This window comes from Streptomyces sp. DSM 41931 (assembly GCF_050271085.1).
Taxonomy (GTDB): Bacteria; Actinomycetota; Actinomycetes; order Streptomycetales; family Streptomycetaceae; genus Streptomyces; species Streptomyces albogriseolus.
This window is the reverse complement of record NZ_CP189902.1, coordinates 3,560,171-3,585,447: the sequence shown is the minus strand read 5'-3', so window position 1 is coordinate 3,585,447 and position 25,277 is coordinate 3,560,171. Positions and strand designations below refer to the sequence as shown.

25 protein-coding genes are annotated in these 25,277 nt (G+C 75.3%); 9 read left to right on the top strand and 16 right to left on the bottom strand.

From position 1 onward, the window contains the following. The first annotated feature begins 67 nt into the window (after positions 1 to 67). Both ACP7TJ_RS16625 and ACP7TJ_RS16620 read left to right on the top strand, forming a co-directional pair. Complete coding sequence (locus ACP7TJ_RS16625; RefSeq protein WP_367495654.1) at positions 68 to 1,036, top strand: LysR family transcriptional regulator; 969 nt, start codon at positions 68 to 70, stop codon at positions 1,034 to 1,036. After that, a complete protein-coding gene (locus tag ACP7TJ_RS16620; RefSeq protein WP_093764382.1) occupies positions 1,033 to 1,923 on the top strand; it encodes a serine hydrolase in 891 nt (296 codons plus the stop codon). The genes ACP7TJ_RS16625 and ACP7TJ_RS16620 overlap by 4 nt, the downstream gene beginning before the upstream one ends. A 121-nt stretch (positions 1,924 to 2,044) precedes the next feature. Here ACP7TJ_RS16620 and ACP7TJ_RS16615 read toward each other — a convergent pair whose 3' ends face one another. The 3 genes from ACP7TJ_RS16615 to ACP7TJ_RS16605 all read right to left on the bottom strand — a co-directional run bounded on the left by ACP7TJ_RS16615 (position 2,045) and on the right by ACP7TJ_RS16605 (position 3,711). Continuing rightward, complete coding sequence (locus tag ACP7TJ_RS16615; protein WP_006134583.1) at positions 2,045 to 2,248, bottom strand: cold-shock protein; 204 nt, start codon at positions 2,246 to 2,248, stop codon at positions 2,045 to 2,047. A gap of 238 nt (positions 2,249 to 2,486) precedes the next feature. Further along, positions 2,487 to 2,867, bottom strand: coding sequence for a MerR family transcriptional regulator (locus tag ACP7TJ_RS16610; RefSeq protein ID WP_093764381.1), 381 nt, complete (start codon positions 2,865 to 2,867; stop codon positions 2,487 to 2,489). A 115-nt stretch (positions 2,868 to 2,982) separates the two neighbouring features. Then, positions 2,983 to 3,711, bottom strand: coding sequence for a TetR/AcrR family transcriptional regulator (locus ACP7TJ_RS16605; RefSeq protein ID WP_427763657.1), 729 nt, complete (start codon positions 3,709 to 3,711; stop codon positions 2,983 to 2,985). Between the two features lie 126 nt (positions 3,712 to 3,837). Here ACP7TJ_RS16605 and ACP7TJ_RS16600 point away from each other — a divergent pair, with 126 nt between their 5' ends. Both ACP7TJ_RS16600 and ACP7TJ_RS16595 read left to right on the top strand, forming a co-directional pair. Beyond that, the gene (locus tag ACP7TJ_RS16600) at positions 3,838 to 5,070 is read left to right on the top strand and encodes a cytochrome P450 family protein (RefSeq protein ID WP_427767383.1); all 1,233 of its coding nucleotides are present in this window, start codon (positions 3,838 to 3,840) and stop codon (positions 5,068 to 5,070) included. A 230-nt stretch (positions 5,071 to 5,300) separates the two neighbouring features. Further along, on the top strand, positions 5,301 to 5,672 hold the full coding sequence (locus tag ACP7TJ_RS16595) for a DUF6479 family protein (protein WP_427763655.1): 372 nt from the start codon (positions 5,301 to 5,303) through the stop codon (positions 5,670 to 5,672). A 13-nt stretch (positions 5,673 to 5,685) separates the two neighbouring features. Here the strand turns inward: ACP7TJ_RS16595 and ACP7TJ_RS16590 are convergent, their stop codons facing one another. From ACP7TJ_RS16590 to thrS, 4 genes are all read right to left on the bottom strand, one after another. Continuing rightward, positions 5,686 to 6,483 (bottom strand): carboxypeptidase regulatory-like domain-containing protein, encoded by a 798-nt coding sequence (locus tag ACP7TJ_RS16590; RefSeq protein ID WP_427763654.1) that lies wholly within the window; start codon positions 6,481 to 6,483, stop codon positions 5,686 to 5,688. A gap of 151 nt (positions 6,484 to 6,634) precedes the next feature. Continuing rightward, a complete protein-coding gene (locus ACP7TJ_RS16585; protein ID WP_425822414.1) occupies positions 6,635 to 8,338 on the bottom strand; it encodes an alpha-amylase family glycosyl hydrolase in 1,704 nt (567 codons plus the stop codon). A 148-nt stretch (positions 8,339 to 8,486) separates the two neighbouring features. After that, the gene (locus tag ACP7TJ_RS16580; protein WP_387792274.1) at positions 8,487 to 9,473 is read right to left on the bottom strand and encodes a nucleoside hydrolase; all 987 of its coding nucleotides are present in this window, start codon (positions 9,471 to 9,473) and stop codon (positions 8,487 to 8,489) included. Between the two features lie 37 nt (positions 9,474 to 9,510). Then, entirely contained in the window at positions 9,511 to 10,731 is a 1,221-nt protein-coding gene (thrS, locus tag ACP7TJ_RS16575) for a threonine--tRNA ligase (RefSeq protein WP_387792275.1), read from the bottom strand. Positions 10,732 to 11,064: 333 nt separating this feature from the next. On the opposite strand from thrS, the gene ACP7TJ_RS16570 reads away from it, so the two are divergent. After that, positions 11,065 to 11,883: a hypothetical protein gene (locus tag ACP7TJ_RS16570; protein WP_427763651.1), complete on the top strand. Its 819-nt coding sequence runs from the start codon at positions 11,065 to 11,067 to the stop codon at positions 11,881 to 11,883. 283 nt (positions 11,884 to 12,166) lie between these two features. On the opposite strand, the gene ACP7TJ_RS16565 is transcribed toward ACP7TJ_RS16570, so the two are convergent. From ACP7TJ_RS16565 to ACP7TJ_RS16555, 3 genes are all read right to left on the bottom strand, one after another. Beyond that, positions 12,167 to 12,442 carry a hypothetical protein gene (locus tag ACP7TJ_RS16565; RefSeq protein WP_093764373.1) on the bottom strand — a complete coding sequence of 92 codons (276 nt, stop codon included), beginning with the start codon at positions 12,440 to 12,442 and terminating at the stop codon, positions 12,167 to 12,169. Positions 12,443 to 12,491: 49 nt separating this feature from the next. After that, entirely contained in the window at positions 12,492 to 13,238 is a 747-nt protein-coding gene (locus ACP7TJ_RS16560) for a GAF and ANTAR domain-containing protein (RefSeq protein ID WP_427763649.1), read from the bottom strand. A gap of 97 nt (positions 13,239 to 13,335) precedes the next feature. Further along, positions 13,336 to 14,679 (bottom strand): helix-turn-helix domain-containing protein, encoded by a 1,344-nt coding sequence (locus ACP7TJ_RS16555; protein ID WP_167741308.1) that lies wholly within the window; start codon positions 14,677 to 14,679, stop codon positions 13,336 to 13,338. 97 nt (positions 14,680 to 14,776) lie between these two features. Here ACP7TJ_RS16555 and ACP7TJ_RS16550 point away from each other — a divergent pair, with 97 nt between their 5' ends. Further along, entirely contained in the window at positions 14,777 to 14,947 is a 171-nt protein-coding gene (locus ACP7TJ_RS16550; protein ID WP_167741310.1) for a hypothetical protein, read from the top strand. 21 nt (positions 14,948 to 14,968) lie between these two features. On the opposite strand, the gene ACP7TJ_RS16545 is transcribed toward ACP7TJ_RS16550, so the two are convergent. The 5 genes from ACP7TJ_RS16545 to ACP7TJ_RS16525 form a co-directional block, all read right to left on the bottom strand. Continuing rightward, a complete protein-coding gene (locus tag ACP7TJ_RS16545; RefSeq protein WP_193457827.1) occupies positions 14,969 to 16,327 on the bottom strand; it encodes an extracellular solute-binding protein in 1,359 nt (452 codons plus the stop codon). After that, on the bottom strand, positions 16,327 to 18,975 hold the full coding sequence (locus ACP7TJ_RS16540; RefSeq protein WP_401541656.1) for a vWA domain-containing protein: 2,649 nt from the start codon (positions 18,973 to 18,975) through the stop codon (positions 16,327 to 16,329). Before ACP7TJ_RS16540 ends, ACP7TJ_RS16545 begins: the two co-directional genes overlap by 1 nt. Before the next feature lie 4 nt (positions 18,976 to 18,979). Further along, the gene (locus ACP7TJ_RS16535) at positions 18,980 to 19,324 is read right to left on the bottom strand and encodes a hypothetical protein (RefSeq protein ID WP_167741493.1); all 345 of its coding nucleotides are present in this window, start codon (positions 19,322 to 19,324) and stop codon (positions 18,980 to 18,982) included. A gap of 27 nt (positions 19,325 to 19,351) precedes the next feature. Then, the gene (locus ACP7TJ_RS16530) at positions 19,352 to 20,491 is read right to left on the bottom strand and encodes a hypothetical protein (protein WP_367542853.1); all 1,140 of its coding nucleotides are present in this window, start codon (positions 20,489 to 20,491) and stop codon (positions 19,352 to 19,354) included. A 64-nt stretch (positions 20,492 to 20,555) separates the two neighbouring features. Beyond that, entirely contained in the window at positions 20,556 to 21,767 is a 1,212-nt protein-coding gene (locus ACP7TJ_RS16525) for a PP2C family protein-serine/threonine phosphatase (protein WP_189910100.1), read from the bottom strand. Between the two features lie 140 nt (positions 21,768 to 21,907). Between ACP7TJ_RS16525 and ACP7TJ_RS16520 the strand changes: the two genes are divergently transcribed. Both ACP7TJ_RS16520 and ACP7TJ_RS16515 read left to right on the top strand, forming a co-directional pair. Continuing rightward, complete coding sequence (locus ACP7TJ_RS16520; RefSeq protein ID WP_093764365.1) at positions 21,908 to 22,348, top strand: hypothetical protein; 441 nt, start codon at positions 21,908 to 21,910, stop codon at positions 22,346 to 22,348. 76 nt (positions 22,349 to 22,424) lie between these two features. Then, on the top strand, positions 22,425 to 23,366 hold the full coding sequence (locus ACP7TJ_RS16515) for a hypothetical protein (protein WP_401407314.1): 942 nt from the start codon (positions 22,425 to 22,427) through the stop codon (positions 23,364 to 23,366). A gap of 73 nt (positions 23,367 to 23,439) precedes the next feature. On the opposite strand, the gene snpA is transcribed toward ACP7TJ_RS16515, so the two are convergent. Further along, on the bottom strand, positions 23,440 to 24,120 hold the full coding sequence (gene snpA, locus ACP7TJ_RS16510; RefSeq protein ID WP_093764363.1) for a snapalysin: 681 nt from the start codon (positions 24,118 to 24,120) through the stop codon (positions 23,440 to 23,442). Between the two features lie 226 nt (positions 24,121 to 24,346). Here snpA and ACP7TJ_RS16505 point away from each other — a divergent pair, with 226 nt between their 5' ends. Next, entirely contained in the window at positions 24,347 to 25,270 is a 924-nt protein-coding gene (locus ACP7TJ_RS16505; protein WP_427763644.1) for a LysR family transcriptional regulator, read from the top strand. Positions 25,271 to 25,277 lie beyond the last annotated feature (7 nt).

The window sequence follows — 25,277 nt, the reverse complement described above, 5'->3', positions numbered from 1 at the left end:
CGGGCGGCCGTCCGTCCAAGTCCGCTATCAATCATGGATCGATAAACACTCGATATGATGACTGGTCGTGGACCTGGTGCGGCACCTGGAGTGCTTCGTGGCTGTTGCAGAAGAGTCACACTTCGGCCGTGCCGCCGCCCGTCTCGGCATGGCCCAGCCTCCTCTCTCACAGCGCGTCCAGCGGCTCGAACGGGAGCTGGGCGTGCGACTGTTCGAGCGCACCAGCCGTCAGGTGCGGATCACGGAGGCCGGGACGCTGCTGCTGGCCGAGGCGCGGGAGGTGCTGTCCCGCACGGAGTCGTTCCTCGCCGCCGCGCGCCGGGTGCGCGACGGCGAGACGGGACTGCTGCGCGCCGCGCTGCCCCCGGACCTCTCCGGTGAGACCGTGGCCGCCCTGCTCGCGGACTTCGGGGACCGTCACGCCGGACTGGAGCTGGAGCTGCACGAGCTGTCCACGGCGCAGCAGCTCGACCGGCTCGCGGCGCACGACCTGGACGTGGGCGTCGTCCATCACCCGTGCGACGTGACGGGGCTGGAGCTGGGCCCGGTGCTGCGCAGGGAGCTGGGGGTGCTGCTGCCCGCCGGCGCCGCGGCGGCCGCTCTGGCCGAGGTCCCGCTGCCCGCGCTGTCCGGCCGCGACCTGATCCTCTTCCCCCGCGCGGCGGCCCCGGCCCTGTACGACGAGCTGCTGACCACCTGCGCCCGCGGCGGCTTCACCCCCGCCGCCGTACGCCACGGCCAGGGCGCCAGTTTCGTCCAGGGCCTGGTGCTGTCCTCGGGGGCCGTCGCGCTGTGCCCGCGTGACGCGGCCCCGCCGGGGCAGGGGAGCGGGGAGGGGGACGTCGTGTGGCGTCCGCTGACCGGCGGGGCGCCCGCGCTGCGGCACTCCGCGGCCTGGCCGAAGGGGCGCGGCGACGCCGCCGTGCAGGCGTTCGCGGAGGCGGTCACGCACGCCCTGCGCACGGCCGCCGGCGCGGTGCCCGACGCTCCGGCCCGTCCCCTGCATCTGCGACCCGCATCGGAGTACTGGCTGTGACGGACGCCGTCGCCCGCATCCACGCGGCCCTCGCCGACGCCGGGGTCACCGGCTGGCTGCACGCCCTCGACATCGACTCCGGCGAACAGCTCGACGCCGGGGCCGACCAGCCGGTGTGCACGGCCAGCGTCCACAAGCTGTGTCTGCTGGTCACGCTGCACGAGCAGGCGGCGCGCGGCGCGCTGGACCTGGCCGAGCAGGTGGAGGCCGTGCCGGAGGGGCGCACGGCGGGGCCCACGGGGGTGGCGGCGATGCTGGACGCGGCCCGGATGTCCCTGCGCGACCTGGCCTATCTGATGATGGCGGTCAGCGACAACGCGGCCGCCGACCTGCTGCTGCGCCGGGTGGGTCTGGACGCGGTGAACGCGACGACGGCCCGGCTGGGCCTCACCCGGACGCGGGCCGTGCACACCTTCGGCGAGATGCTGGCCACCGTCAGGGAGGACGCCGGGCCGGACGGGGCGCGGGCGCTGGCCGACCCGCGGGTGGTGAGCCGGCTGCGGGCGCTGGACCCGGCCCGCTCCAACCGCAGCACCCCGCGGGACATGACCCGGCTGCTGGGCGCGGTGTGGCGGGACGAGGCGTGCACCCCGGAACACGGCGCGGCCATGCGGCGGATCATGGGGCTTCAGGTGTGGCCGCACCGTCTGGCCTCGGGTTTTCCTTTCGACGACGTCCATGTCGCCGGAAAGACCGGCAGTCTGCCGACCCTGCGCAACGAGGTGGGGGTGGTCGAGTATCCCGACGGGGGCCGTTACGCGGTCGCCGTTTTCACCCGGACCGCGCACACGGCGGCGACCCTTCCGGCGGCCGACGCGGTGATCGGCACGGCGGCGCGGATCGCGGTGGACGCGCTGCGCGCGAGGGCGTTCCGCTCGTCGCGCTGATCGTCATGCCGGGCGCGGCGGAAACCGTACGGGGAAAAACGTTTGGGAAAAACGAGAAGCGGGTGCCCGCACGAAACGTGCGAGCACCCGCTCATCCAAACCTGCGTGCAGGTCAGGAAGGTCAGGCGGGAACGATGTTCTCCGCCTGCGGGCCCTTCTGGCCCTGGGTGACGTCGAAGGTCACCTTCTGGCCTTCCTGGAGCTCGCGGTAGCCCGAGGTGGCGATGTTCGAGTAGTGGGCGAACACGTCAGCGCCGCCGCCGTCCTGCTCGATGAAGCCGAAGCCCTTTTCCGAGTTGAACCACTTGACCGTACCGGTGGCCATATTTGTCTCCTGAGACAGTGCCGGGAAACGCACTTTACGAATCCCTACATCGTCGCGATGATCACCTGCCCGGAGAACCGGTTCAAACTGGCAACCACAACTGCAACTGACGTCAGCCTAGCACGGAATGCGTTCTCGGCAAGCGAGGAAAATCACTGGAATAAACCCGGACGGCGTGTTTAACGAAAGGAATTTCTCGCGGGCGGGGCGGAAATCCTGTGCCGGCCGGAACAGATTTTCATCGGTGCCCCTGCACCGTGTCGGCACCCTGCCGGCGGAGCTCCTCGTTCGTCCGTTCGGCCTGCTCGAGCTGGTCCTCGAGGCTCACGATGCGGCACGCGGCGTCCACCGGCGTGCCCTGGTCGACCAGCTCGCGGGCGCGGGCGGCGAGCCGCAGCTGGTGGCGCGAGTAGCGCCGGTGCCCGCCGTCCGAGCGGGTCGGGGTGATCAGCCGCGCCTCACCGAGGGCGCGGAGGAACGCTGGCGTGGCTCCGACCAGTTCGGCGGCCCTGCCCATGGTGTAGGCCGGGAAGTGGTCGTCGTCGAGCCGGTCGGCGACGGGAGGCCGGTCCTGGTCCGGCTGCCGGCCGTCGGCGTACGGCTGACTTTCCGAGGGCATACGCACCTTTCCGCGGACCACAGCGGTCACGGTCCGCCACGGGGACAGGTTCCCCACCGTCAAACTCTAGTCGCCTCGACGGAAAATCTGTCGCGGCCCGTACAGATGTCCTCGATTACACCTCATCGCCCGCCGCGGCACCGCCGACTGACCCGTCCGTGGGCCTGGCCCGGTGCGGTCCCATCTCTCCGAGCACCCGACCCAGTTCCTCCTCGTCGAGCGGCCGTCCGGGCAGCGGGCGGGGCTCGCGCCGGGGGCCTCGCAGCCCTTCGAGGAACAGGGCGAGGGGGCGGCGCCAGGCGTCGGGGCCGGCGGCGACGGCCAGCGGCGGCACGGCACGGCCCAGTGCCGCCAGGGCGAAGAGAAGATCCTCGGTGGTGACGTCGGCGCGCACGCTGCCCTGCGCGCGGGCGCGCTCCAGCAGCACGTCGACGGTCTCGCGGTTGTGCGCGTGCACCGCGCCGAGCGTCTCGACGTCCGGCAGACGGGTGGTCATCAGGTCGTTGGTGCCGCGATCGGCCGCAAGGGTGACGAACACGGCGTCGAGGTAGCCGGCCAGACCGGCCCACGCGTCGGGTGCGCGGCGCGCGCGTTCACCCGCCTCCATGGTCCCCGTGAGCTGGTCGCGGAACACGGCGTCCACGAGCGCGGCCCGGGCGGGGAAGTGCCGGTAGAGCGTCGCGTTGCCGACGCCGGCCCGCCGCGCGATCACGTCCAGCGGCGCCTCCAGACCCTGCTCGGCGAACACGGCGTGCGCCGCCTCCACCAGCCGCTCCCGGTTCCGCCGCGCGTCACGCCGCAGCCGGGGCGGGGCGGGGGTCTCGGGTTCCTCACCGACGGTCATGGATTCCTCCGTACGAACCGGGGAGCGCTCCCCGGGCGGATGCTATCGTCCCCACGACAACCGGGGAGCAGTCCCCGTTTCACGCTCACCCGCAGATTCGTGGGCACCGGCAGAGAGGACCGCACCGTGTGCGCTCGCGCCCCCGAAGGACCCGCGCCCCTGGAGTGGGCCCCGGCGCCCTTCCCCTTCGAGCGGCTCGCGGCCCTGCGCGCCGAGGGACCGGTGCACCGGGTGCGCGTCCCCGGCAGCGGGGACGCCTGGCTGGTGGTGACCCGGGACGCGGTGCGCGCCGCGCTCACCGATCCCCGGCTGCGCAACGACATCCGGCACTCGGCGGGCTGGGAGACCGACGGCGGGCACGCGGTCGGCCGCAACATGCTCCAGAGCGACCCGCCGCACCACACCCGGCTGCGGCGGCTGGTCGCGGACCACTTTACCCAGGGCCGCGTCGCCGCGCTCCGCCCCCGCGTCGAGGCCGTGGCCCGCGACCTGCTGGACCGGATGCCGGAGGCGGGCCCCGCCGACCTGGTGGGCGCCTACGCGCTGCCGCTGCCGGTCACCGTGATCTGCGACCTGCTCGGCGTGCCCGCGGGCGACCGCGCGGACTTCTACAGGTGGTCGGACGCACTGGTCGCACCCACCGGCGCGGAGGCCGCCGCCGCCTCGGCCGCGGCGCTCGCCGGCTACCTCACCGACCTGATCGCCCGGAAGGCCCGCACGCCCGACGGCACCCTGCTCGCGGACCTGGCCGCCCCGGGCACGCCCGACGCGGAGGCCGCGCTGTCGCCCGAGGAGCTGCTCGGCATGGCCTTCCTGCTCCTGGTCGCCGGACACGAGACGACCGTCAACCTGATCTCCGCGACCGTCCTCAGCCTGCTCACCCACCCGGACCAGCTCGCCCTGCTGCGCGCCGACCCGGAGCTGGCCGGTGCGGCGGTGGAGGAGTCGCTGCGGCTCCACTCGCCGGTGCACGCGGGCGCGTTCCGGTTCGCGGCGGAGCCGCTGGAGCTGGCCGGCACCGCCGTGGCCGCCGGGGACGCCGTCCTGGTGTCGCTGGCCGCGGCCTCCCGCGACCCGCTCGCCTTCCCGGACCCGGACCGCTTCGACCTCACCCGCCGCCCCCAGGGCCACCTCGGCTTCGGACACGGCGTCCACCACTGTCTCGGCGCCCCGCTCGCCCGCGTCGAGGCCGCCGTCGCCCTGCGCCTGCTGCTGGAACGGCACCCCGGTCTCACCCTCGACGCCACCCCTCGGTCCCTCACCTGGCGCGCCGGCACGCTGCTGCGGGGGCTCACCACGCTCCCCGTGCGCCTCGGCGGTCACACCCCGGCCGCCGGCACCTCCCGGAGCCGGTCCTGAGGCCCTCCGTCCGACCCGCGGCGACGGCGTAGCGGCCGGCCGCAGACGGGAAGGCCGGGGCCGGGCCCCGAGCTGCACACGTGGGGACGCGACGGCCCGTCCCGGCCTTCCTCTGGCCGCAGCCTGCCACCCGGTACGGGACGCCGCCCCTCGGCACGGTCCGAACGGGGGCGTCGCCAATCCGGACAGATCGGGAGCTTTATCACATTTCCTGGTCCATACTCGGAAACATGAACACGGCAACGCTTGTACAGCTGGCCGCCACCGACCACCAGTGGGCCGTGGCAGCGGCCTTCATCGGCGGCATCATCGTGGCAGGTGCCCTGGTCTGGTCCGTGCGTGCGGGAATGCGGTACATGGACCAGGAGTCGCCGCGCCCTCAGCCCGACGAGCAGCCGAGGCTGCCGGACGGCGGCGCGGTGCGCGAGATGCGGGAGATGCGTGAGCCCGACGAGATACCCCTCACGCCCCGCACCGGCTCCCGGCTGATGCCGTACGAGCTGCACCACGCCAGCACCAGGACGGGCAAGGACCAAAAGCGCAAACGCTGGCTGCCGGGCTCCAGCGGGGCCTTCGGCAGCGGCGGGCCGGGGCACGTCTGACCTTCGCCGCCCGTCAGCGGGGCGGCATTGCAGGCGCCGCCGAGGCCGCCTCCGGCGCGGGCGAACCCACGGTGATCTGGATCTGCTCGCTCGACGCCGACACGCCGTTCGACGTCGCCGTCGCCTGGAGCCGGTTCGCCCCGGCGGGCAGATCACGGCCCGGCGCGCAGCTCCACACCCCGTCCGACCCGGCCGTGTCCGTGCACACCTCGTTCCCGTCCTGGTCGGAGACCGTCACCTGCGCCCCCGGGTACGCCGTGCCCGACGCGGCCGGCCGGTGTCCCAGCGGCACCCCCGCCTCGGGCCGGGACAGCGTCGGCGACGGCAGCCCCACCGTCACTTGACACCCCCCGCTCGCCCGCGCGACACCCTCCGCGTCCGCGAGCCGCAGCACGCATCCGTCGAGCCGCGTCCCCGGCTCGGCGTCGGCGGGCACCGCCAGCACGAAGGGGAAGGTCCCGGTCCGCCACGGGCTCTCCGCCGACGTGGCCGTGTACGCGGCGGTACGGCCGTCCGCGGCCACCTCGCCCCGGTAGCCGGCGGCGGTGAGCGGCACGCCGGTGACCTCGGCCCCGGCCGGGGCGGTCAACGTCAGACGGGAGCCGAACCCGAGGGCGGGCCCGGACAGCGCCGACACCTCCACGATGCCGTCCCGGCCGGGCGGAATCGTCACGGAGCCCCAGAGCACGCGCTCACCCGGCGGCGGGGCGGCCCCGCCGCCGGCGGTCGCGGAGCCGGCGGGCAGCCACCCGGCCGCGAGAATCCCGGCCGCCGTCAGCACGGCGGCCGCTGTCTTGCTGGACCTGTTCATCGTGGACGGGCTCCTTGTACGCCGGACATCGGACACACCTGCGACCGACTCTGACGCCCGCCCTCACCACCCGCCCGCCCTGCACCCCCGTACGGGTGGCGAGCACCGGCCGGTGCCGGCGGCGCCGTGCGGTGCCGCCGGCACCCTCACCTCACCGCGTCAGCCACGCCGTCGTGTCCGGGGGCAGGTGGCCGTCCTTCAGGGGGGCGCTGGTGAGGACCACCTCGCCCAGGGGGAGGGGAATGGGGGCCGCGGACAGGTTCGTCACGCAGCGCCAGCCGTCGCCGCGGTCGAACTGGAGGATCCCCTCCGGGGTCTCCTCCGCCCATCTCAGCGTCTCGCCGTCGATCAGCTTGCGGCGCAGGCGCAGGGCCGTGCGGTACAGCTCCAGGGTGGAGTCCTCCGCCCCGTCCTGCGCCTCCACGGCGTACGCGGCGAAGGACGGCGGCTGTGGCAGCCACGCGCCGTTCGCGCCGAAGCCGTACGACGGGCCGGTCGTGGTCCACGGCAGCGGGACGCGGCAGCCGTCGCGGCCCTTGCGGACATGGCCGGTCTGCTCCCAGATCGGGTCCTGGAGGACCTCCGTGGGCAGGTCGGCGACCTCGGGCAGCCCGAGCTCCTCGCCCTGGTAGACGTACGCCGAGCCGGGCAGCGCCAGCATCAGCAGGGTGGCGGCGCGGGCCCGCCGCAGACCCGCCTCCGGGTCGACGGTGGGGGCGTGGCCGCCGGACAGCAGCCAGGCGTTGGTGTCCGTGCCGGGCGGCAGCATCAGCCGGGAGGCGTGCCGCACCACGTCGTGGTTGGACAGCACCCAGGTCGCCGAGGCGCCGGCCGCCTGCGCGGTCGCCAGCGAGTCGGTGATGACCTGGCGCAGTTCCTCCGCGTCCCACGCGGCCTCGAGGTACTCGAAGTTGAAGGCCTGGCCCAGCTCGTCCGGACGGGCGTACAGGGCGCGCCGGGCGCCGGGCACCCACGCCTCCGCCACGGCCGTGCGGGGCGGGGTGTACGTGTCGAAGATCTTCCGCCAGTCGCGGTAGATCTCGTGCACCTCGTCACGGTCGTAGAACGGATGCGTGCCGGGCGCGAAGTCGGCGAGGGCCGCCTCGCCGCCCGCCGCGTGGTCGCCGAGGTCGCGCAGCGGCTCCTCGAGGTCCTTGGTGAGGGCGTGCGCCACGTCGACGCGGAAGCCGTCCACGCCCCGGTCGGACCAGAAGCGCAGGGTGGTGCGGAAGTCCTCGCGGACGTCCGGGTGGTCCCAGTTCAGGTCGGGCTGCTCGGCGGCGAACAGATGCAGGTACCACTGCCCGTCCGGCACCCGCTGCCACGCGCTGCCGCCGAACACGGACTGCCAGTCGGTGGGCGGCAGCTCGCCGTTCTCGCCGCGGCCGTCACGGAAGACGTAGCGGTCGCGGGCCGGGGAGCCGGGCCCGGCGCGCAGCGCCTCCTGGAACCAGACGTGCTGGCGGGAGGTGTGGTTGGGGACGACGTCGACGATCACCTTCAGGCCGAGCCGGTGCGCCTCGCGGACCAGCGCGTCGAAGTCGTCGAGGGTGCCCAGGCGCGGGTCGACGTCGCGCGGGTCGGCGACGTCGTAGCCGCCGTCGGCCAGCTCGGACGGGTAGAACGGGCTGAGCCACAGGGCGTCGACGCCCAGGGCGGCCAGATGCGTGAGACGCCGCGTGATGCCGCGCAGGTCGCCCAGGCCGTCGCCGTCGGCGTCGGCGAAGCTGCGGGGGTAGATCTGGTAGACGACGGCCTGCCGCCACCAGTCGGGGTCGCGGGAGGAGAGGTCGGGCGTGGCGTCGGGGGCGGGATGCGGCGGCCGGGGGTCGGCCACGGTGGGTCGGTCGGTCACGCGGGGGTCTCCTCTGGGTGTGCGGGTACCGGCAGAGAATCTGTCCACACCACCGTAAAAGCGAACACTCCACCGACAGGAGTGATTACTCCGGGTGTCGCCGAGTCGCCTTCATCGGTGATCCGGGCGTTCCGCCCCTGGGGACCGGCTACGCCGGGGGGCGTTCGACCGTCGCCAGGTACAGACGCACGTAGCGCTCCACGTCCACGTCCAGGCCGACGTCCACCAGGGTCTGCTCGCGGGTGCCCTCGTGGAGTTCCGACTCCCCGATGCGAGGGCGGCGGTCGACGATCGTCTGGCCGCGCGCCGGGCCGGGCGCCAGGGACACCTCGACCGGGAGGCGGTGGGTGGTCAGCCCCTCCGGGTCGGCGACCGCGCACACCGCGCCCGCGTCGCCGAGGCCGCCGGAGTCCTCGCCGGGGTCGTCGGGGCGGCTGCCCGGGTGGGCGGGGCGGTGGGCGAGCAGGTCGCCGGCCAGCCGGGCGCCCGGCTCGGCGCTCGCGCGCAGCCGCCGCACGTCGTCGCCGGGGACGACGACCCGGGTGAACACGTCCAGCCCGTACATGGTGATCGGCACGCCCGCGGTGAGCGTGATCGCGGCGGCCTCCGGGTCGTGCCAGACGTTGAACTCGGCCACCGGGGTGGCGTTCCCCGCGCCCGCCGCGCCGCCCATGAACACGATCCGCTCGATGTTGCGGGTCACCTCGGGGTGGGTCCGCAGCAGCAGGGCGATGTTGGTGAGCGGTGCGGTGGGCACGAGGGTGACCGGGCGGGGCGAGGCGAGGATCTCGCGGCGCAGCAGCGTCACCGCGTCCGCGTCCACCGGGGTGCGGCGCGGGGCGGGCAGGGCGAGGTCGCCCATGCCGTCGTGGCCGTGGACGTGGCGGGCGGAGCGCGGCGCCTCGATCAGCGGACGCGCGGCGCCCCGCGCCACCGGCACGTCCGCCGCGCCCGCCCGCTCCAGCACGGTCAGCGTGTTGTGTACGACGCCGTCCACGTCCGTGTTCCCGGCCACGCAGGTGACGGCCCGCAGGTCGATCCCGGGGTGCCGTACGGCGAACAGCAGGGCCAGGGCGTCGTCGACGCCGGTGTCGCAGTCGATGATCACCGGGACCGGCTGCCGGCCGTTGCGCACGACGGACTCCTTCTTCGGGCGGGTCTGCCCGTCGACCTTACGCGGGCTCCCAGAGCGCGGTGCCGCGTGCGCGCACCCGCTGCTCGACGCGTCGCAGGAATGCCGCCGCCGGCAGCACTCCGGGCCGCCGTCCGTCCCGCAGCCGTACGGCGAGCAGGCCGTCCGCGGCCTCCCGCGCCCCGAGCACCGCCTGGTACGGCACCAGCCGGGCCCGGCGGATCCGGGCGCCGAGACTGCCCTCGGCGGGGCCGCTCACCTCGGCCCGCAGCCCGAGTGCAGTGGCTTCCCGCACCACGGCGTGGGCGCGTTCCTCCTGGTCCTCGCCCACCGGCAGCACCACCAGCTGCACCGGGGCCAGCCACGGCGGGAAGGCGCCGCCGTGCTCCTCCAGCAGATGGGCGACGGCCCGCTCCACGCTGCCGATGACGCTGCGGTGCACCATGACCGGCCGGTGCCGGGCGCCGTCCGGGCCGGTGTGACGCAGGCCGAAGCGCTCCGGCTGGTGGAAGTCGATCTGGACGGTGGACAGGGTGGTCTCGCGGCCCGCGGGGTCGGTGATCTGCACGTCGATCTTCGGGCCGTAGAAGGCGGCCTCGCCCTCGACGGCCTCGTACGCCACGCCGGACGCGTCCAGCGCCTCGCGCAGCAGGGCGGTGGCCCGCCGCCACAGGGCCGGGCCGGCGACGTACTTCCCGCCGCCGCCCGGCAGTGACAGCCGGTGGCGGGAGGCGCGGATGCCCAGGTCGGCGTAGGCGCGGGAGATGAGCGCGAGGGCCCCGGCGGCCTCCTCGGCGGCCTGGTCCGGGGTGCAGAAGATGTGCGCGTCGTTGAGCTGGATGGCCCGCACCCGGGTCAGCCCGCCGAGCACGCCGGACCGCTCCGAGCGGTACATGCCGCCCAGCTCGGCCATCCGCAGCGGCAGTTCGCGGTGGCTGCGGGTGCGGGAGCGGAAGATCAGGGCGTGGTGCGGGCACAGGCTGGGGCGCAGCAGCATCTGCTCCCCGCCCAGCTCCATCGGCGGATACATGTCGTCGCGGTAGTGGTCCCAGTGCCCGGAGAGCTCGTACAGCTCGCGCTTGCCGAGCACGGGCGAGTACACGTGCCGGTAGCCGGCCGCGCGTTCCGCCTCGCGGACGTACTCCTCCAGGGTGTGCCGTACGACGGCGCCGTCGGGGAGCCAGTAGGGCAGGCCCGCGCCCATCAGCGGGTCGGTGTCGAACAGGCCGAGTTCACGGCCGAGGCGTCGGTGGTCGTGCACGGCGCCCTCCTCGGGGTCGGGAGGCGAGCACCACGCGCGGCGAAGCCCCGGGGCACTCGCCCCGGGGCTTCGTCAGTGGTCAGCTGTCAGCGCGCCGGGACGGTCTCCGGCGTCGTCGTGCGGGACACACGGGCGCGCTGCATGAGGCGGACGCTAGCAACGGGTGACCGGCGGGCGCACGCGGTTTTCGCGGCGCCGGCGGGAGGGTGCGGGGTGCTCACCCGGACGGCTCGCCGCGCTGGTGGGGGGCCTGTCCCGGTGGTGCCGTAGGAGCACGTCCACCACGACCGCCACGTCCGCCCGTGGACGGCCCGGCTCCCAGGAGGCATCCCGATGACCCGTGCCCCGGCCCGCGCCCGCACCCTCCTCGCCTCCGCCCTGTCGGTCACCGTCCTGCTGATCACGGCGGCCTGCGCGGGCTCCGGCCGGGACGTGCCGCGGGCGCTGCCCCAGGGGGTGTCCGAACCGCCCGCCGCGGCCTCGCCCTCCCCGTCGGCGACGGCGTCCTCCTCCGCGGTGACCGGGCGGTCCACGCCCGTGCTGAACGACGAGCAGCTGAGGGCCGCGCTGATCGCCGAGGCGGACCTGGGCCCGCCGTGGGCCGACGCCCAGGGGCCCGCTCTGTGGCGGGACGGCACGCTGAAGGCGACCGCGGACGACGGCGACTGCCGGCGGCTGCTGGAGGTCCTCTACACGGAGGAGCCGTTCGGCGTCCCGGTGGGGCCGCGCGCCTCGGTGACCCTGGACGACACCGCCGAGGGCGCCCAGCTGCGCGAGCAGATCGGCGCGCACCGGCCGGACGACGTGGAGCGCGCGCTGGCCTGGCTGGCCACGCTGCCGGAGAAGTGCGGGACCTTCCGCGCGGCGACCGCCGGGTCCGGCGCGCAGGACGTCGAGGTGACGGAGCTGCCCCTGCCGGACACGGCCGGGGACGCCCGCGCCGCCCTGCGGGTGACGCTGACCGGCGGTGAGCCGGACGCCGCCCCGGCCCGGCTCACCGTGGACCTCGCGGCGATCCGCGTCGGCGAGGACGCGGTCGTCCTCACCAACGGCGGGTTCGGTGAGGTGCGGGCCGAGGTCACCCGGGCGATGGCCCAGCTCGCCGCGGACCGGCTCGCGGAGGTCGCGCGGCTGGGACGGCTGCGGGTCTGAAGGCCGGTGGGGCCGGCCCTCGGTGCCAGGTGCGCGAGGGCTCCTCCTCGATCGTGCCGCTCGTCGCCGGCTCGCCCGAGAGCTACGCCGGGGTCGCCGCGCTGCCGCTCGGCAGGGGCGACCGTCGGGGACGCACGGTGCCGCCATGACCGGGAACGTCGTCCCAGCCGCCCCGGCCCGCCCGCGGTACGCGCGAACCGGCGGGCGTTCGGCACGGAAGGCGACGACCGCCGGTCCCGGCGCCGCCCGGGCCGTAGGACGACGGGCCCCTGACGGCCCGCGCTCAGCTCATCGCATCGACGGCCTGCTTGGCCTCCAGCAGGCCCGCGCCGGTGGCCTCGCGGTACAGCTTGACGGCCTGCACCTGCTTGCCGTCCCGCACCAGGGCGAGGATCTCGTCCCTCCTCGGCACCTCCTCCTCCAGGCCCAAGTGCCGCATGACCGCGTCGAGTTTGCGCTCCACGCGGGCGACTCGGCGCTCGGAGCGGGTCAGCTGGGTCTGGATCGAGATCACGCCGAGGACGACGACGCAGGTGAGGAAGAGGATGGTTGTCTCCATGGCCGGAAAGCCTAGGCCGTGTACGGCAGTTGACCATCGGGCCGACCGGTCAGGGCGTGTCGAAGCGGCGTCGGCGGTCGACGACGTCGAGGGCCGCCTCCAGCACGGTGAGGTCGTGCGCGAAGGCGTCGCCGCGCAGCCGGGCCAGGGCCTCGACGGCGCCCACGCCGAGCTGGGCCATGATCATGCCGACCGCCTGGTGCACCCGGTCGTGGCCGGCGGCCAGCCCGCTGAGCCAGCCCTCCCCGGCGTCCCGAGCGTCGTTCGGCAGGTCCGTCAGCGCGACGGTCATCACGCCGGCCACCAGCAGGGCCACGTGCAGCTCGTGCGCGGTGAGGCCGCCGGGGGAGGCGCTGTAGAGGTCGAGGGTGCCGACGCAGACGGCGGTGGAGCCGAGGGGAAGCGCGTACACGGCGCGCACGCCGGAGCCCAGGGCCTGCTGCGCGAACACCGGCCAGCGCTCGGCGCAGGCGGCGTCCGTCAGGTCGCGGGCGAGGACGGGGGCGCCGGTGCGCAGCACGTGGTGGCAGGGGCCGTCACCGAGGGTGGCCTGAAGCTCCGCCAGCCGCGCGGCGACGTCCCCGGACGCCGCCAGCCGGAGGGGCATGCTGTCACCGCGCAGCGACACGGAGGCGCCGTCCACCGGCAGCAGATCCACCGCCACCGCGCACAGCCGCCCGGGCGCCTCGGCGGGCCCGGCCCCGCGCAGCCCCGCCGCGACGGCGCCGACCGCCCGCTCGTACGCGCCGTCCCCCTGTCCATCCCCCGGGCCGTCCCCGGGCCGCACGCCGACCACATCCCCTCACCAGCGGAAACCCCGTCCGACTACCCGAGGCGGGGGGTGCGAAACCGGAGGGGTCCCGCGGGCCGGGTCAGGTCCCGTACCCCGTCCCTCACACCGGAGGCTGCGCCGGCGCGGGCCCCAGGGTCGTCGTGCCCGGGGCCGTGCGGTGGCCCAGGCCGGTGCGGTACGCGTCCAACGCCGCCTCCACGCGGCCCGTGCGGCGGAGGAGGTCGCCGAGGAGGCGGCACAGGTCGGCCAGGTCGCCCGCCGCGCCCGCGCGTTCCAGCAGGCTGAGCGCGCGCACGTAGTGCTCCTCCGCCTGCTCCGTGGCGCGGGCGTCCTCGGCGATGATGCCGAGCAGCCGGTGCGCGGCCGCCGCGTGCACCGCGCCCCGCTCGGGCGAGAGCCCGCCCAGCACGTCCCGCAGCAGCTCCGCCGCCTCCTCGGACCGACCGCGCCGGTGCAGCACGTCGGCGAGCTCGACGGTGAGCTGGCTGCTGTACAGGGTCGCGCGGGTCGCGGACAGCATGTGCAGCGCCTCCCGCATCTCCGCCTCGGCCCGCTCCAGTTCGCCGTTCTGCGCGTACACGTACCCGCGCATCCAGTGGCAGTTGGCCAGCTCGGTGCGCAGGTGCAGCCCCCGGTACAGCTCGGCCGCCTTGGCCAGCGACGCGTCCGCCTCCGCCAGGCGGCCCTCGGCGAGCAGGGTGCGGGCCACCGACCGGTGCATGCGCGCCACCAGCGCCGGGTCGCCGGACTGCGGGGCGAGCGCCAGCGCGAACTCCGCGGCCTGCGCGGCCCGCGCGTGCGCGCCCATGTCCATGTACGGCCCGATGACGCTGGCGTACAGCAGGAGCAGCGCGTCCGGGTCGTGCAGGCCGCCCCGGTTCAGCTCGTCGATCGTGCTCTCCAGCAGATACACCGCGTACCGCAGCTCGCCCGCGAGGTAGTGCGCGACGGCCCGGCCGCGCAGCGCCGGCACCCGCGCGGGCAGCGGCGCGTCCGCGAGCCGCGCCTCCGCCTCCTCGAAGAACCGCCGCCCGTCCGCGAGCTCGCCGGTGTCCAGCGCGCACTCCCCGAGCCCGAGCAGCGCGGCGGCCTGCTCCTCCGGCAGCTCCTGCGCCTCCGCCTCGGCCAGCAGCGCCGCGTACTGCTCCACCGCCGACTCCGCCTCGCCGACGGCGAGGGCGCGCTGCGCCTCGGTCAGCCGCAGCCTCAGTTCGGTCACCCGGCGCGCCGAGCGCCCGGTCGCCAGTTCGTCGAACTCGACTCCCAGCCGCTCGGAGAGATGCCGCAGCGCCTCGTCGGAGGGCCGCACCCGGCCGGCCTCCAGGGTGGAGATGTAGGCCGGGGTGTACACCGGCTCCGCCAGCTGTCTCTGTGTCAGTCCGCGCGCCACGCGCAGCTGCTGCACCCGCCGTCCGATCGTGCCCGGCTCGTCCCGCTCCCCCATGCCAACTCCCCCAGTGCCCCTTGCCGTTCGCGTCGGACAGCCCCTAGGTTAAACCGCGAATTAAACCCGCTTAACCCGTCGCTGTTGCGAGGTCGCCGTGCTGCAACGCACCCGCCCCACCGAGCGTTACGCCCGTGGCTTCATCGCGGCTCTCGCCGCGGTCGCGGCGCTGGTCCTGGCGGCGAACGCGGGCCCGGCCAAGGCCGTCGGCCCGGACGCCGACCACGGGACCACCGCGCCGGTGGAGGTGGAGGCCGCGGAGCGGTAGGACGGCACCCGCCGGAGCACCTCAGCCGGGCAAGGCCCGGCGCAGCGCCTCGTCCAGGCGTCGCGCCAGCTCCTCGTCGTCGGCCGAGCCGCCCTCGACGAGCGGCCCGAGCTGGGTGATGAGGGTCTGCGTGAACGCACCGTAGAGCGGCGTCCTCGGACGGTGCACGGCCCGCTCCAGCGCCTCCTTCAGCTTTTCGTCCGGGAAACCGGGACGTCCGTCGTCGCCGCGCGGCACCTCGTCGGCCTCCCCCGTCGGGGAGGGGGCGGGCGTGGCGGAGATCTCGGCGGGGCACCGCGCCGAACGGCCGAAGGCCGACGCACGGGTCGCCGCGAACCCGGCCTCCAGCAGGCAGCGTTCACTCTGCCGCCCGGTGAGGAACCGGATCAGCTCGGTCGCCTTCCGCGCCCGCTCCGACGTCGTGGTCACCGCCAGGTTCTGCCCGCCGAGCACCGCCCGCCCGGGCAGCGACGCCACCCCGAGCCGGTCGCCGAACACCCGGTACAGCGTGGGGTAGGCGGACGGCCAGGCGCGCAGGAAGGCCGTACGCCCCGCGGCGAACTCGCTGGTCGACTCCGTCTCGTCCTGCTTGCCCGCGCTCGGGGAGATGTACGCCTGGTCGACGCGGCGGGTGAGTTCCTTCACGCCCCGTCTCAGCTCCTCCACGTCCCCCGTGTAACGGCCGTCCTCGTCCACCAGCCTCAGGCCGGGCACCGCCGTGGCGAACGCCTCCACCGCGTTGACCGTGCGGCCCTCGTACGGGGCGAGCTGGGTGGTCCAGCCGTTGACGTAGTCGGCGGCGTCGAGCTTCTTGCCCAGGGCGGCGATGCGCCCGCGCAGCTGCTCCCAGGTGAAGCCCTCCGGGACGTACGGCTTCTCGACACCGGCCTTCCGCAACAGGTCGATCCGGTAGTACAGCAGGCCGACGTCGCTGTTGAACGGCACCGCGTAGACCTTCCCGTCCCACCGGGCCGTCCCGGCGACCGGATCGATCACGTCCGCGTCCACGAGGTCGTCCGGCAGCGCCCGCACCAGCCCTGCCTCCGCGAACTCCGGCACCCAGGTCACGTCCAGGTTCACCACGTCGTACCGGGCGCTGCCGGACTGGAGGGCGCCCAGCAGCTGGCTGCGCTGCTCGTCCGCGCTGCCCGGCAGCTCCACCAGCCGCGCCTGGTACTCCGAGCCCGCCTCCTGCTGCGCACGGTTCCACGCGTCGATGAGCCGCTGCCGCACGCCGTTGCTGCCGGTGACGTCCCGGCCGCTGGCCACGACGATCGTGCCGGGCCGCTCCTCGTCGGCCTGGTCGGGCGTCCCGTCCCCGCCGCCCGTGCAGGCGGCGAGCAGCAGCAGCGCGAGCAGCGCGGTGAGCCGTCGCGGCATCAGTCGTCCCCCGTTCCGATGCGGGCGATCTCGTCGTGCAGGGCGGCGCCCACGTCGTCCCCCGCGTCCAGACAGCGCCCGCCGCTCACATCGGCGATCCGGCGGTCCGGACGGCCCTCGTCACAGCCCCCGCTTCCCAGGACCGCGACGGTCACCGGCACCCGGCTCGCCTCGGCCCGGTCCAGCACCTCCCTCAGCCGTCCGCCGCTCAGGCGGTCACCGTGCCGGCCGTCGGTGAGGTGCACGATCAGCTGGGGCCGCCCGTCGTCCCCCCGGTCCTCCATCTCGTCGAACGCCGCGAGCAGCGCCGCGTGCGGGTCGGCCGAGGCGTCGCGCACCCGCGCCCGCTCGTCGACGGCCCTCTCGGCGTCCTCCCGCGCATGCCTGCCGAACCCCAGCAGCGTCTCGTACGGGCCGTCACCGGTGTCCGCGACCGACCAGGCGCCGTACTCGTCGTCGGCGCCCAGCCCGCCCAGCGTCTGCCGCAGCAGACCGGGGCCGCCGCTCGGCCCCTGCCACACGCCGGCCATGGAACCGGAGCTGTCCAGCAGGAACAGCACCCGGCCGGGACCGCCGTACGCCTGGTAGGCGCTCAGGGCCTGCTCCATCTCGTTCCGCCCGGCCGACTCGTCGAGGGGGCTCGGCGCGTACTTCACGGCGTCGACGTCCTGGTCCTCGTCGAGCGGCTCCCGCGTGCCGGGGTCGCGGAAGCCGAACCGGGCGAACACCTCACGGCCGCCGTCACCGGCCAGCCAGTCGTGGAAGGAGGCCACCGACGCGTCCCGGGCCGTGGCGTCGACGTCGCCGTCGTCCCAGCGCACCCGCACGAACACCGGGTCCATCCCGGGCACGTCGGCGGGGTACAGGGCCGTGCGCGGGGCGCGGGTGATGTCCTCGCAGTCGACCCCGCTGATGAGCAGGAACTCCGGTACGAGGGCGGCGGTGCGGTCGTCCACGGCGTCGTCGTCGGGCAGGGCGCACAGCAGGTCGCCGGCCGTGGGGGAGGGCGGTCCCGGCTGCGCGACCATGGCCTCCCCGCGGGCGACGGCCGACGCGTCCCCGTACAGGCCGACGGTGGCGAGCAGCCCCGAGTCGGTGAACTCGGGGTCGGGGCGGCGCACGGCCGCGTCCTCGGCGCGCACGGTCAGAGCGTCGATCATCGTGGTCAGGGGCCGTCCGGTGACCTCGTTCAGCGGCTCGGGGGCGAGATGGTCGGGCACGGCGAGCACGACGGGGGAGTAGGCGAGGGGCGACTCCGCGGGCTCCAGCTCCGCGACGGCGTCCGTGTCCTGCTCCTCCAGCACCCGGTCGACCTCGGCACGGGAGCCGGGTATCCACACGTCGGGCTGCGGGCCGATGTCGCGCTGCGGGTTGACCTCGTCGCCCTCGGGCTCCTTCCAGTCGTCCGTGTGCCGGCGCAGCGCGTCGACCACGTCGGAGGACCCGGCGCTGTGGACGGTGATGCCGGTGTGCCGGCAGCCCGCGTCCGTGGTGTTGGCGTCGGAGGTGAGATAGGCGTCGGCGGCCGTGCGGAAGGCCTCCTCCAGGTCCGGGTCGGTCAGCACGCGCAGTTCGAGCGGCGGGTCGCAGTGGGTGTCGTCCCCGCCGGCCAGGCCCAGCGGCCCGTACAGACCCACGCCGAGCATGCCGAGGGCGAGCAGCACCGGCAGGGCGAGCCGGAACAGGATGCGGCGGGACGGCCGCGTCCCCCCGCCCGCGCCGGACCGGGAGTGCCGGCGCCGCCGCCGGGCACGGGACCACGCCGCCGCCAGGGCGCGCGGGCGCCGCCACAACGCCGCCGTCCACGCCGGCAGCCGACGGCGCGGGGGACGAGGGGGACGCGGGGGACGCGGGGCCGTGCCGGACGGGCCGGTCCCGTCCGGTGACAGGAGCGGGACCTGCGGGCCTTCCTTCCCCAGCCTCACGGCGTCGGCGCCCGCGTCGGCGCGCAGCTGCGGCTCCCAGGGTTCGTTGCGCAGGGTGCGGCGCTTCTGCTCGGCCATGCGCTCCCGCAGCCGGGCGGCGAGCCGGGAGACGGTCGTGCCGTCCTCCTCGCCGAGCAGCTCCGCCAGGTTCTCCGTGTACGGCGTGGGGGTGCCCGGATCGCCCGCGTCGATGCGGTGGTTGGCCTGCACGCTCATCAGCAGCACGACGCGCCGCTTGTCCTCGAAGTGCTCCCACACCCGGGCCGCGTTGCCCGCGAAGCAGCAGTCGAGGACCACCACGACGCGGTCCGCGCGGCTCGTGACCAGCACCGTCCCCATCAGGTCGCTGAACGACACGGCGCCGTTGAACACCGTGTGCTCGCCGGCGAACACCTGGGCGTCACGCAGCTGCAGATACAGCTCGTCGCCCCCGCTGGGGATCGCGCCGTGTCCGGCGAAGTAGACCAGCAGCAGCCCGCGGGCCTCCCTGGCGACCCGTTGCAGCTCCCGTGCCGCCTCGGCGAAGTCGGGCGACTGCAGGGACACGATCTCCTCGTCGGCGAACACCCCCGCACGCACCAGCGCCTCGTGCAGCACGGGCACGTTGTGCTCGACGGCCGGCAGCTTGCCCGGCACCCCGTGCGGCCGTTTCGTGAAGCGGTAGTCGGACACACCGATCAGCAGCGCCCGGTCCATCGGCTCCCCCGCGTCCTCAGGCTGCACCGGCCTACCTGTCGTCGCGGTTCACCGGTTCGACTCGGCCCTGCGGCGGTTCGCCGTTCTCGACCTCGCGGCGGTTGTCCCGCCAGGCCACCACACCGCGCTTGACCCGCTCCAGCAGTTCCTGGAACACCACGGTGGCGCCCGCCGACGTGATGGCGATGACGATCTCCTGACTCGTCCCCATCGGGGCGCCGTCGTGATCGGCGGCCGGCCGTTCGCGGATCCGCAGCTTCCCGTCCCGCAACAGATCGTCCAGCGGTTTCTCCCGCTCCAGCCAGTTGCGCAGGGCGGTGACGTCGCCCTCCGTCGCGCTCCCGTCCAGCCGTACGCGGACGTCCTGGTCGGCCACTCCATCCCCCTCAGCCATAACTCCCCATCATGGCACCGCGGTCGCCCCCTGGGGAGGGTCCGTACGCAGGTGCCCTGCGGGCATCGCCCCACGCCCCTGCACCTCCCGCAACCGGCGCCGCACATGCTCCACGGCCCCCTCCCGGCGCCCCGGCACCCGGCTCCTCAACTCCACGAGCCGCACACCCAGTTCACCCGCCCGCACCGGGTCGTCGATCCGGCCCCACTGATGGTGGGCGCGGTCCACGGCCGCCTCCACGGCGGGCGCGTCGGCCGGCTGCCCGGCGGCCAGCCGGGTGTCCGCCAGCGCCATCCACGCGCGGCAGCTGCGCGCCGCGTCGCCCGCCAGCATCGCCAGGTCCGCGCGGACCTCCGTCCAGTGCAGCGCCTCCTCCGACACCGGGCCGTGCGCCAGCCCCGCCGCCTGCTCCAGCCGCGCGGCCAGCGCGTCCGCCTCCGCGTGCCGCCCCGCGCGCACGGCCGCCGTGACCGCCGCGTGCGGGTCGCCCGGCAGCGGCCCGCGCTGCGCCAGCACCAGGTCGGCGCCCGCGCCCTCCGGCGCGATCCGGGCCAGCGTCCGCTGGTGCAGCTCCTCGTCCGGCAGCCGCCGCCCGCTGCGCAACAGCGTCGCCAGCGCCTTCATGTACGCCGGTGCCGCCACCCCGCGCCGCGCCGGCGGGGGCGCGACGCGACCGTAGACGGCGGCGTCACGGCCGCAGTCCAGCGGGAACGGACGGCCCGGCGCGGGCGGCGCGCACAGCGCCCGCCAGGTGTCCGCGTCGGCGCGCAGATCGAGGAACAGCGTCGTCGCGCCGGCCGGGCGCAGCCGCAGCTCGTCCCGGAACCAGTGCCAGGGCAGCGCCGTGTACCGCACGGTCGCCGGGGTGGTGCGGGCCAGCGCCAGGTGCGGCAGCCGCTGTCTGCGGTCCAGCCGCAGCTCCCCCGCCACGTACACGGTCAGCGGGCCGGGCGCCGCGGCCGCCGCGCGCAGCCGGGTCAGCACCGCCTGCGGCTCCAGCGGGTCGGCCAGCTCCACGACGTTCGCGGTGTCCGCGCCGGACAGCACCGACGGGGGCACCGCCGCGAGCACGGGGAGCACGGACGCCGCGTCCACCAGCCGTCCACGGCCCAGCGGCGACGCCGCCAGCAGCAGCACGGTCCCGGGCATGGTCCCCTCCCCCTGTCGATCACCCACGGCAGCACCGTAACCGCTGCGGTCGCAAACGGGGGCGTCACAGCGGTGAACGTCCCCCTTCGCGACGTTCGACCCCCGTGCCCCGGCCGCGCCGCACCGCGAACACGGTGGTGTCGTCCACGAGATGACCCCGGCAGTGCCGCAGCGTCCCGTCCCGTACGACCCGCGCCAGCCGGCGGGGGGCCGTCAGCCGCGGGTCGGCGGCCACGGCCCGCCGCACCTCCTCGGCGACCTTGAAGAAGCGGCCCTCCCGGTCCCGGGCCTCCGTCACCCCGTCCGTCACCACCAGCAGCGTCTCGTCGGCGTCCAGGCGCACCCGGCGCACCGGGGGGCCCTCGGGCGCCAGGTCGCGGTAGCCGAGCGGCAGACCTCCGGCCACCGGCAGGCGCCGGACCCCCGACGGGCCCACCGCCAGCGGGGGTTCATGGCCGAAGACGACGGTGTCGACGGCGTCGTCCTCGTCCGCGGGGAAGGCGAGCAGCACGGCCGTGGCGAACCGGTCGCCGTCCGCGCGGCCGAGGGCGGTCGTGTACGCGCGGTGCCGCACCATCCGCGCCTCCAGCCGGTCGGCGACCACCGCCAGGTCCGCCTCGTGGAACCCCGCCTCGCGGAACGTGCCGAGCAGCACCGCCGCCGTCTCCACCGCGCCCAGCCCCTTGCCCTGCACGTCCCCGACGAGGACACGGGTCCCGTGCGGGCCGGGCTGGATGTCGTAGAAGTCGCCGCCGACCCGGGCCCGGGCGTCGGCGGTGAGATACACGCCCGCGTGCTCCAGGCCGCCCCAGCCGGGCGGCAGCGGCCGCAGCACGGTACGCCGCACCGTGTCCGTCACGTCCCGCAGGTGCAGCGCCCGCCGCTCGCCGCGCACCCGCACCGCGCACGCCAGCGTGGCGAGGACGCCGCCGAGGGCGACCAGGATGAAGTCGGGCAGGCCCGCCTGGAACTGGTGCGGCCAGGCGCTGTCGACGACCGTGTACGTGCCCATGGACAGCACCGCGAACACCGCCGTGCCCCACACCCCGCACAGCGCGGCCGCGATGCCCGGCACCAGCACGATCCAGGAGATGATCCGGAACTCGCCGGTGGTGTTGTAGTCGGTCACCGCGATCGCGACGAGCAGCAGCAGGGGCGGCACCCAGGCGACGCTGCGGCCCCGTACCCGCAGCAGTATCTGCCGCTCCACGACGTCGTCCGGGCCGGCCGTCGGGTACGGCTCGGGCAGGGCGTGTCCTGTGGTGGCCGGACTCACGGCCCCAGCGAAACACGTGCCCGTGACGGCCGCATCCCCTCCCGCCGGGCGCGCGGACCCGGCGGGAGGGCGGTCGAGTTGCCGCACGGGCGCGGCAGGTGTGCCCTGGAGGGGCGGGGGACGGAGGAAGGAGTGCTCCCATGGCGCATGCGGCGCCCCGGACCCGGGGCATGATCGAACAGGGCCGCACCACCGACGTCTTCGACGCCCGCGCCCATCGCGTGGCCCGGGTCGTCCTGCCCGTCCTCGCGGCGCTGGTCTACGGCTTCTGGGCCGCGGCGAACCGCCGCTACGGCGGCCCCATCACCGGCTGGAACCTGCTGTTCGGCTTCCTCACCGCGCTCGTCTTCGCCGTCGTCCTCATCACCCTGCTCACCGTGGCGCCGAAACTCCGCCGCGAACTCCACGCCCTGGTCTGGGCCGCCTTCGCCGGCTGCGCGGTCGGCTTCCTCTTCAGCCAGTCCAACGGCAGCATCTACCGTTCGGTGGCCCTGGGCGTGGGCGTCATGGCCGGCACCTTCGCGATCATGTTCTACCGCTACTACACGAAGGAGGACGCGGAGGGGCACCGCCTGGAGTGAGACGGGGACCTCCGTCCGCCGCCCGTTCGGGGGTGTACCGCTCGCGGCCGCGGAGGCGGACCGGTTGCCTGGAGGGGTGGCTTCGTGGAGTGGCGCCCGGCGGGTGCGGGACGGGATCGGGGCGGTGTGCGTCGCCGTCGCGTGTCTGCTCGTGCCGCTCGGCGTGCTCGCCGGGTGGGCCGCGCTGGGGCTCGCCGACACCGGGCGGTACGTCCGTACCGTGGCCCCGCTGGCCGGTGACCCCGCCGTGCGGGAGGCCGTCGCGGACGCCGTCGGCGACGAGGTCGTACGGGAGCTGGAGACGCGGACCACGGACGAGGCCGCCCTCGGGCCGTTCGTGCGGGACGCGATCGAGTCGTTCACCCGTACGGACGCATTCCGCACCGCGTGGGAGGCGGGGAACAGGGCCGTCCACGACGCGGTGCTGCACGCCCTCCGCGACGACGCGCCCTCCGGCGGCCCCGTCACCGTCGATCTCGCGCCCGTCACCGCGCAGGTGAAGCAGCGGCTCGAGGCCGAGCACATGCCCTACGCGCACCGCATCCCCGTCGCGCACACCGAGGTCCCGGTGGTCCCGGCCGAGGAGGTGGCCGGGCTGCGCCAGGGCTACCGTCTGCTGGACGCCGCCGCCCTCTGGCTGCCCCTCACCGCCGTCGCCCTCGCCGTGACCGGCGTCGCGGTCGCCGCGTCCCGCCGTCGCACCCTCACCGCCGCCGGATCGGGCACCGCGCTGGGCGGCGCCCTGCTCGCCCTGGCGGTCGCGGCCGGCCGCCGGCTGACCCTGGCCGACCTCCCGGACACCGTCCACCGCCCGGCGGCCGGCGCGGTCTACGACGCCCTCACGGCCACCCTGCGCACGGCGTCCTGGCTGCTCCTCGCCGTGGGCGCGGCGGTGGCCCTGACCTGCCGGCTGACCGGCGGGCCCGCCCTCCGCCGCGGACGCCCCGCCCCGCCCGCGCCGCCCGCCGCCACCCCGGCCCCGACCGGCGCCCCGGTCACCGCGGAGCGGCCGAGGTGACCTGGCCGGCGCGAACGGCGGTGCGGGCCGCCCCGCGGAAGGGACGGCCCGCACCGGACGGGACGCGCGCGGATCAGCGGCCGGACTTCTGAAGCGCCTTCTCCGCCTGGTCGAGCGCGGCGGCGAAGCCGTTGGCCCACAGCTGGTTCACCCGCGACCGCTCGGCCGAGTTCGGGTAGGCGTTGGTGCAGGACGGGCCGGGGCCGCCGCCGGACATCAGCTCGCTGCACGGACCGGAGTAGTGGTCCGGCAGACCCAGCACGTGACCGGTCTCGTGCGCGGTGACCCGCGTCGAGTCGTAGGTCCGGTTCTGGGCGTAGTCGAGGAAGATGTAGCCGCGGCCGTGGCCGTCGGTCGAGGCGTACGAACCGCGCGAGTCGTTGCCCTCGCGGTACGAGAAGTCGGCGCCCGAGGTGCCCGACTGGAGTCTCACGTTGGAGACCGAGCTGTTCCAGATCTGGGCGCTCCGCGCTATCTGGGTGGCGAACGTCGGCGCCTGGGAGGCGTTGTAGACGACGGTGACGGCGGCGGCGCCGGTGGGGTCGGCGGCCCGCTTCTCGGCGACGGACTCCAGCACGGCCTCGAAGAACGCGCGGTTGGCCGCGGCCTCCTCGGACGAACCGGCGTACGCGGCGTACGAGTCGGCGGGCGCGAGGGGGGCCTCGGCGGCGCCGGCCGGGGCGGCGCCCAGACCGAGCGCGGTCAGGCTCAGACCGGCGGCGGACAGCACGGACAGGGGCATGCGCAGGCGCATCGATGACTCCTTCGGTGGGGGGTGAGCCATGTGTCACCGGTGAGTGTCCGCGCCCGCGGCGGCGGCTGTGATGATGGCAACCGGTGATAGGACCGGGCTATCGCCGCGGTCCGGCCACGTGCCGCGCGGCTCCCCGGTCGGGGTGTCGCAGAAGCCCGACTACGCCTGCACAGACGGGGTTTGGGTGTCTGGTGAAACCTGAACTTCCCGCTTACCCTCCCAGGGCATGGAGCTTGAGGTCCGGCACCTCAGGGCGCTGTGCGCGATCGCCGACACGGGCAGTCTGCACCGCGCCGTACGCCAGCTCGGCGTGGCCCAGCCCTCGCTGAGCACGCAGCTGCGGCGCATCGAACAGGAGCTGGGCGGTGCCCTGTTCGTCCGCGCGCGCACGGGCTGCCGCCCCACCCCACTGGGCCGGCTGGTGCTCAGCCGCGCCCGCCCGCTCGTCACCGAGCTGCGCTCCCTGGTGACCGAGGCCCGCGCCGCCGCCGTCGGCGGCCGTCAGCTGCGCATCGGGTCCACCGCCAGCCGCGCGCTGGCCGGCTGGCTGCGCCGCCTGCGCCGGCACTGGCAGGAACCCACCCTGCACATGGACGTCTCCGCCAACGCCCTGCTGCGCATGGTCGCCGACGGCCAGCTCGACGTGGCGTTCGTGCACGAGGTGGAGGGCTGGCCGCTGCGCGTCCCCGACGGTCTGCGCACCCGCGTCCTCATCGCCCGCGAACCGCAGTTCGTGTCCCTGCCCGCCGACCACCCGGCCGCCGCCCGTCCGGTCGTCCACCTCTGCGACCTGGCCCACGACCGCTGGATGATCGACCCGGCGGTCGACGGCGAGTGGGACGCGGTACGGCGGATGCTGCGCGAGGCGGGGATCGACCCGCCCGTGCTGCACGGCGACTACCACACGGCCGCGTCCCTGGTCGCGATCGGCGAGGTCGTCACCGTCTGCCAGCCGACCTCCCCCTCCCGCCCCGACACGGCCGTCCGCCGCATCGCCGGCGACCCGCTGGGCGTACGGCTGCTGCTGGCGGCGCGTACGGACACGGAACTGGACGGCGTGTACCCGCACCTGGCGGACGCCTACCAGGAGGTGGCCCGGCAGGCCCCCGCGTACCGGGAGTGGCTGGAGGAGCTGGTGCCGGGGGCCTGAGGACCCC

Coding starts and splice junctions, on each gene's coding strand:
- ACP7TJ_RS16615 (WP_006134583.1), bottom strand. CDS start 2,248: ATGGCCACCGGTACGGTCAAGTGGTTCAACTCGGAAAAGGGCTTCGGC.
- ACP7TJ_RS16610 (WP_093764381.1), bottom strand. CDS start 2,867: ATGCCCTCGGAAAGTCAGCCGTACGCCGACGGCCGGCAGCCGGACCAG.
- ACP7TJ_RS16605 (WP_427763657.1), bottom strand. CDS start 3,711: ATGACCGTCGGTGAGGAACCCGAGACCCCCGCCCCGCCCCGGCTGCGG.
- ACP7TJ_RS16595 (WP_427763655.1), top strand. CDS start 5,301: ATGAACACGGCAACGCTTGTACAGCTGGCCGCCACCGACCACCAGTGG.
- ACP7TJ_RS16590 (WP_427763654.1), bottom strand. CDS start 6,483: ATGAACAGGTCCAGCAAGACAGCGGCCGCCGTGCTGACGGCGGCCGGG.
- ACP7TJ_RS16570 (WP_427763651.1), top strand. CDS start 11,065: ATGACCCGTGCCCCGGCCCGCGCCCGCACCCTCCTCGCCTCCGCCCTG.
- ACP7TJ_RS16565 (WP_093764373.1), bottom strand. CDS start 12,442: ATGGAGACAACCATCCTCTTCCTCACCTGCGTCGTCGTCCTCGGCGTG.
- ACP7TJ_RS16555 (WP_167741308.1), bottom strand. CDS start 14,679: ATGGGGGAGCGGGACGAGCCGGGCACGATCGGACGGCGGGTGCAGCAG.
- ACP7TJ_RS16545 (WP_193457827.1), bottom strand. CDS start 16,327: ATGCCGCGACGGCTCACCGCGCTGCTCGCGCTGCTGCTGCTCGCCGCC.
- ACP7TJ_RS16530 (WP_367542853.1), bottom strand. CDS start 20,491: ATGCCCGGGACCGTGCTGCTGCTGGCGGCGTCGCCGCTGGGCCGTGGA.
- ACP7TJ_RS16520 (WP_093764365.1), top strand. CDS start 21,908: ATGGCGCATGCGGCGCCCCGGACCCGGGGCATGATCGAACAGGGCCGC.
- snpA (WP_093764363.1), bottom strand. CDS start 24,120: ATGCGCCTGCGCATGCCCCTGTCCGTGCTGTCCGCCGCCGGTCTGAGC.
- ACP7TJ_RS16505 (WP_427763644.1), top strand. CDS start 24,347: ATGGAGCTTGAGGTCCGGCACCTCAGGGCGCTGTGCGCGATCGCCGAC.